Raw genomic sequence first — 6,229 nt, forward strand, 5'->3', positions numbered from 1 at the left:
GGGTTGGTCTTTTGTCATTGTAAGGAGAAAATGATGTTAGAAAATATTAAAGCTTATTTATCTAAACAAGGGGTTAAGTATATCAAACCTGAAAAAGCGGGACCGCATCAAGAAGAGATGGAAGTGCTCAAGGCACTTGGCCAAGCAGCTCGTAAGGAAATGCAGACTTTGTCAAAAGTTTTAGAGGAGCGTTTGGCACCCTTTAAGATGGATCGTGTCAGTAATTGGGCCAATCAGGCACAAATATGTCGCCCACACTTTTGGTGCTATTACAGAGCTCCTGAGGACAGTTTAGATGATGTTGCCATGGCGATTCGCCTTTATGGTCAGCCTGAAAATGGGGGATTTCAGTAGAAGTTAGCTTTGTCGAACGGAAAAAATCAGACACCACTCTAGCGAAGCAACATAAGGTTCTAGACTTACCGATTGCCCCCTTTCTGTACTATTTTGCCCAGGAAGATGGTGTCAGCCATCGTGTGGAAGGAACTGAAGCGAACCGTCAGATGCTTAAAGAAGCAGTTAAAGATGGTCGTGTTCGTAAGGTGTTGGTTAAATATGATGTACCTGTGACGAGTAGCTTGACTGAGGCTGACTTGATAGATCAACTAATGGAAGGCTTTCAACTATTAATGCCCTATTATGATAGTTGTCATGACACAAATGAGTTATTGTAGTAATAGTGTAAACGAGGAGAATACATACACAGGGCTTACTGCTTTGAATGAGAATTTTAAATTAGCCCCCAAAGGTATTGCTTTCTTAATCTTAGCTCCTCAAGCTTAACTTGGTTTCTTCCGAGTCGGAAAGTGGACGAAAAGCTCAGTTGGCTACTGCATTAATGCTTTAAAGTAAAATAAAAATGAGGTTGGAACAATTGTCCCAGCCTCGTTTATTCGTTTATTTATTTTGGTGCAATAACTTCAGCACCACCCATGTAAGGACGAAGAACTTCAGGGATAGTTACTGAACCATCTTCGTTTTGGTAGTTTTCAAGGATAGCGGCTACTGTACGTCCAACAGCAAGTCCTGAACCGTTAAGAGTGTGAAGAAGTTTCACCTTACCATCAGCTTCGTCACGATAGCGGATTTGTGCACGACGGGCTTGGAAATCTTCTGTGTTTGAACATGAAGAAATTTCGCGGTAAGTGTTTTGCGCTGGAATCCAAACTTCCAAATCGTAAGTTTTGGCAGCTGAGAATCCCATATCGCCAGTACACAAAGTGATGACACGGTATGGCAAGTTAAGTTTTTGAAGAATATTTTCAGCATTAACTACCATTTTTTCCAATTCATCGTATGAGCTTTCTGGTTTTGAGAATTTGACCATTTCAACCTTGTGGAATTGGTGAAGACGGATTAATCCACGTGTATCACGACCGGCTGAACCAGCTTCTGAGCGGAATGAAGGGCTCATGGCTGTGAAGTAGATTGGTAATTCTTTTCCGTCAAGAATTTCACCACGGTAGTAGTTTGTCAAAGGAACTTCGGCTGTTGGGATAAGGACGTAGTCAGTACCATCAAGTTCGAAAGTGTCCTCTTTGAATTTTGGATATTGACCAGTACCAAACATTGAGTCGTGGTTAACCATGTAAGGTGTAATCATTTCAGTATAGCCTTCTTTAGCGTGTTCATCCAACATGAAGTTGTAAATCGCACGTTCCAATTTTGCTCCCAAGCCTTTGTAGAAGAGGAAGCGAGAACCAGTGACCTTAGCACCACGTTCCCAATCAAGAATGCCAAGGTCTTCACCAAGATCCCAGTGAGGTTTAATCTCAAAATCAAAGTCACGAGGTGTTCCCCAACGGCGAACTTCTACATTTTCATCTTCGTCAGCACCAACTGGTACAGTCTCGTGTGGTGTGTTTGGAAGTGTCACAACGATACTGTTAAGTTTTTCATCGATAGCAGCAAGTTCAGCATCAATTTCTTTGATTTCGGCAGAAACTTTTTGCATGGCTGAAATTTGCTCTGAGGCGTCTTCTTTATTACGTTTTGCTTGAGCAATACCGTCTGAGGCAACGTTACGTTGAGCTTTGAGTTCTTCAGATTTGATAAGAAGTTCACGACGTTTGACATCAAGTTCTTTTAGTTCATTTAAAGTTTCAGCAGCGACACCACGTGTAGCCAATTTTTCAGCAAGGGCATCGAAGTCGTTACGAATACGTTTTACATCTAACATAGGTTCCTCCAAAAAATAAAACACCCCAGTGAAACTGTTGGAGTGACATGAGCCACGGTTCCATCCAACTTCACAGGAGTGCACTTGTTTATGTCTTTAATTAAATGAAACGGTAGAATTTCGTAGGTTAACCCTACCTGCTCGCAGCAACCGCAGGCTTTCTGGAAAGGTCTAGCTATTACTTATCCGTCCCTAACATTATACAAAAATTATGATTTTTTGGCAAATAAACCTTTGAAACGAGCGCCAATAGTCTGAAGAAGAGTTGGTAATTTGACTACCTTGTCATTTCCTAGATGTTCCCTTGCAATCTTTAGAATCTTTCCAGAGTCCTTTGAAGCAAAGAGAAATTTGCTCTTGTCGGTTAGGATTTCAAAATGACGGCTGATCCTCTTTCCTGACACATTAGCACCAATTTGAGTGATGCTGGTCCAAGGAATTTGAATATATTGTTCAACATTAATATCAGGATAGAATTCAATAGCCACATCGCCAATTAGAAACTTCCCCACCTTACCTCCTATGGCCATGTAGGAGACGCCTGTTGTATGCAATTCAACTGTTTTGTTTAATGATTGTGCCATATTTTTCTCGCTTTTTGATAGTAGTACCCTTATTATAGCATAAGAAAAGAGTTTAGCTCGGCTAAACTCTTACTCTTTTTGTTACATAATTTTGAAGAAGCTTGCAATAATACCAACTACAAAGAGTCCGATAATGATTGTGATTGGTGAAACTTTCTTCTTAAGCAACCACATACATGCAAACGTAAGGAGAAGTCCCATCAAACCTGGAATCAAAGAATCCAATTGTTTTTGTAGGGTATCGACTTGAATCTTATCAAAGCTGAGTTTATCGTTGACTTGACCAAGGATAGTTTTAAGTTGGTCACCAGAAACATTTCCTTTTGGCCATACAATGTAAGCACCTTTAGAAAGGACCTTACCAGGAAGATTTACGATGAAGTTGATTGAAACCCAACGTTCAACCAAGACGGCAAGGATGAACATACCAAGGATTGAAGCCCCTTTAGTAATATCTTTCAAGATACCACCAGACATGTCTCTAGTGATTTCTGAACCTGCTTTGTAGCCAAGTTCTTGAGTATACCACAAGAAGGCCATACGAATAATATTCCAACCGATGAAGAAAATAAGTGGACCAGCAATGTTACCAGATGCAGCAAGAGAAGCACCAAGTGCCCCAAGGATAGGACGGATTGTGAACCAGAAGACTGGGTCACCGATACCAGCAAGAGGTCCCATCATACCAATCTTAACCCCTTGAACAGCAGCATCTTCGATAGGAGTACCATTAGCTTTTTCTTCTTCAAGAGCTAGGGTAACACCCATGATAGGAGCGGCAACATAAGGGTGAGTATTAAAGAATTCCAAGTGGCGTTTTAAGGCAGCAGCTTGATCTTCTTTCTTTGAGTAGAGTTTTTTAATAGCAGGAATGAGTGAGTAAGCCCAACCCAAGTTTTGCATACGTTCGTAGTTCCATGAACCTTGCAAGAATTGTGAGCGCCACCAAACTTTTTGACGATCTGATTTAGATAATTGAATTTTTTCAGCCATGAGAGCACTCCTTCCTAGTAGTCTTCCAAGATATCGCCGATTGGGTCGCCTGAACCAGTTGAAGTTCCGCCACCATTTCCGCCACCTTGTTTAGAAAGGTTGAGGTAGATGAAGGCAATAGCGACACCGATAGCACCAAGAGCGATAAGTGTCAATTGGCTAATAGCAGCAAAAGCAAAACCGATGGCGAAGAATGGCCAAACTTCACGAGTTGCCATCATGTTGATAACCATGGCGTAACCAACGGCTACGACCATACCACCACCGACAACCATACCGTGGTTGAGCCAGTCAGGCATCAATCCAAGAGCATGTTGAACAGATTCTGCTGGGATAGCAAGAAGAAGGGCAGCTGGCACAGCAATACGCAAACCTTGAAGAAGGAGGGCGAGGTAGTGTGCGCGTTCAACACCAGCGATGTTTCCGTTTTCTGCAGCTTTATCTGCGGCATGAACAAGGGCAACAGATGCTGTACGAACAAGCATAGTTAGGAAGAGACCGGCAACCGCAAGTGGGATAGCTGTTGCAGTCGCAACACCGATACCTTCAGTTGTGAAGTTACCACCTTTAACCAAAATAATGGCAGCAGCAACAGAGGCAAGGGCAGCGTCAGGAGCGACAGCGGCACCGATATTAGCCCAAGCAAGGGCGATCATTTGAAGAGAACCACCAAGCATGATACCTGCAGTGAGGTTACCTGTAGCAGCACCGATGAGGGTACATGCAACAAGTGGTTGGTGGAATTGGAATTGGTCAAGGATACCTTCAAGACCAGCAAGGAAGGCAACAACTACGACCAAAATTGCAGAAATAATTGACATATCTGACATGGTAATAATTCCTTTTCTATTGAGTTGTGATTAGCTGAGATTATCAACTAATTTATCTGAATGAAGGTTATTGAACGTTAGCTTTTTTGATAAGGTCGAACAAATCTTTCTTAGAATCATTTGGTACCTTACGGACGTCGAATTCAACGCCAAGGTCACGCAATTTTTCGAAGCAAGCAACATCGTCTTTGTCCATAGACAAAACGTTGTTAACCATTGTTTTACCAGTTGAGTGAGCCATAGAACCAACGTTAAGTTCTTTGATTGGCACGCCACCTTCGATAGCACGAAGTGCGTCTTGAACAGTTTCGAACAAGATAAGCGCGTGTGTGTTACCAAAGCGAGGGTCCTTAGAAGCATCAATCAATTTTTGAATTGGAACAACGTTTGCTTTAACCCCATTTGGTGCTGCTTGTTTGATCAATTCTTTACGAAGCTCATCTTTAGCAACGTCATCTGAAGCAACAATGATACGGTCTGCTTTAGAAGCAGGTGTCCAGTTAGTTGCTACCTGACCATGCAAGAGACGTGTGTCCAAACGTGCCAAGTTAATCTTGAGTTTACCATCTCCGATAACTGTCCCTTCTGGGATAGCTCCTTGAGGTGCAGCAGCTTCTACAGGAGCTGCTGTTGTTTCCTCAGCTGGATTAAGCTCCTCTGGAAGTGCCTTGATACCACCCTTAGCTTCCTTGATGATATTAGCAGCAACTTGCTCTGCAGTAGCGTTAGCATCCATCATACGTTCAGTGTATGCTTGGATTAGCATTGGCAAGTTTAGTCCTGTGATGATAGCAATCTTGCGATCTGGATTTTCTCCAGCAATTCGGCTGGCTTGGTTAAATGGTGAACCAGACCAAAGGTCAGCCAAAACAAGAATTTCATCATCAGCATCGAATTGTGCAATGGCGTCGTTGAAGTGAGCGTACAAGTCATCAGGACCTTCACTTGGCATGAAAGTTACGACTTGAACTTTCTCTTGGTCTCCAAAAATCATAGAGCCTGATTGGTGGATCCCTTCAGCGAACTTACCATGGCTGGCAATAATAATACCGATACCCATTCGTGTTCTCCTCCTTATAAATTATTTTTTCCTAGGCTTAAAAAGACTATCTCCGATTTTTATCAAGACGCTAAAAAAAGCGTCTCTCAATCTTTTTAAACATAAGAAATCAAGAACAATCATATTGTAAAACGCTTTCACGCAGATGTCAATAGCTAGTGAGAAAAAATTTCAAAAGAAGTCAATTTCTTTCAAAAATGAGCAAAACATTATAAAAAGATTGCCCAACCATTAGATTGGGGCTCTATAATTTCTGTAGTGGGTAAAATCACTATAGAGATTATAGAGCTTTTTGAATGCAGACAAAAAGTCCCATAAGAACTATAATGAAAAGCAACCAAACCATCATTAGGAAGAACTTATGAGACTTATTAAGAATACCACAGAATTAATCGGAATTAAAGACCCAAATATCATTATTTCTCTTGTTTTTGAAAAAGATACCTACATCGAGGTTCAAGCAACACTTGATTATCCTGCACCATCATGTCCTCACTGCCAAGGAAAGATGATCAAATATGACTTTCAAAAGCCTTCTAAAATTCCTCTCCTTGAACAAGCTGGAACACCTACACTATTACGT

General features: G+C 41.6%; 5 protein-coding genes and 2 pseudogenes. 2 read left to right on the plus strand and 5 right to left on the minus strand.

Features of this window, described 5'->3' with window-relative positions; all coding sequences use genetic code 11:
- Positions 1-33 precede the first annotated feature (33 nt).
- Positions 34-674: pseudogene (locus HSISS3_RS01385) on the plus strand (HI_0552 family protein).
- 227 nt (positions 675-901) lie between these two features.
- On the opposite strand, the gene serS reads toward HSISS3_RS01385, so the two are convergent.
- From serS to HSISS3_RS01410, 5 genes are all read right to left on the minus strand, one after another.
- The gene (gene serS / locus HSISS3_RS01390) at positions 902-2,179 is read right to left on the minus strand and encodes a serine--tRNA ligase (protein ID WP_021151443.1); all 1,278 of its coding nucleotides are present in this window, start codon (positions 2,177-2,179) and stop codon (positions 902-904) included.
- A gap of 209 nt (positions 2,180-2,388) precedes the next feature.
- Positions 2,389-2,763 carry a DUF956 family protein gene (locus HSISS3_RS01395; protein ID WP_002889180.1) on the minus strand — a complete coding sequence of 125 codons (375 nt, stop codon included), beginning with the start codon at positions 2,761-2,763 and terminating at the stop codon, positions 2,389-2,391.
- A gap of 81 nt (positions 2,764-2,844) precedes the next feature.
- Complete coding sequence (locus tag HSISS3_RS01400; protein ID WP_021151445.1) at positions 2,845-3,756, minus strand: PTS system mannose/fructose/sorbose family transporter subunit IID; 912 nt, start codon at positions 3,754-3,756, stop codon at positions 2,845-2,847.
- Positions 3,757-3,770: 14 nt separating this feature from the next.
- Positions 3,771-4,586, minus strand: a complete 816-nt coding sequence (locus HSISS3_RS01405; RefSeq protein WP_021145045.1) for a PTS mannose/fructose/sorbose transporter subunit IIC — start codon at positions 4,584-4,586, stop codon at positions 3,771-3,773.
- Positions 4,587-4,653: 67 nt separating this feature from the next.
- Positions 4,654-5,646: a PTS sugar transporter subunit IIB gene (locus HSISS3_RS01410; protein WP_002883770.1), complete on the minus strand. Its 993-nt coding sequence runs from the start codon at positions 5,644-5,646 to the stop codon at positions 4,654-4,656.
- 361 nt (positions 5,647-6,007) lie between these two features.
- On the opposite strand from HSISS3_RS01410, the pseudogene HSISS3_RS01415 reads away from it, so the two are divergent.
- A pseudogene (locus HSISS3_RS01415) lies at positions 6,008-6,229 on the plus strand (ISL3 family transposase); the annotation flags it as partial.

The sequence above is a fragment of the Streptococcus sp. HSISS3 genome (genome assembly GCF_000448605.1).
Lineage (GTDB): Bacteria > Bacillota > Bacilli > Lactobacillales > Streptococcaceae > Streptococcus > Streptococcus raffinosi.

Coding starts and splice junctions, on each gene's coding strand:
- serS (WP_021151443.1), bottom strand. CDS start 2,179: ATGTTAGATGTAAAACGTATTCGTAACGACTTCGATGCCCTTGCTGAA.
- HSISS3_RS01395 (WP_002889180.1), bottom strand. CDS start 2,763: ATGGCACAATCATTAAACAAAACAGTTGAATTGCATACAACAGGCGTC.
- HSISS3_RS01400 (WP_021151445.1), bottom strand. CDS start 3,756: ATGGCTGAAAAAATTCAATTATCTAAATCAGATCGTCAAAAAGTTTGG.
- HSISS3_RS01405 (WP_021145045.1), bottom strand. CDS start 4,586: ATGTCAGATATGTCAATTATTTCTGCAATTTTGGTCGTAGTTGTTGCC.
- HSISS3_RS01410 (WP_002883770.1), bottom strand. CDS start 5,646: ATGGGTATCGGTATTATTATTGCCAGCCATGGTAAGTTCGCTGAAGGG.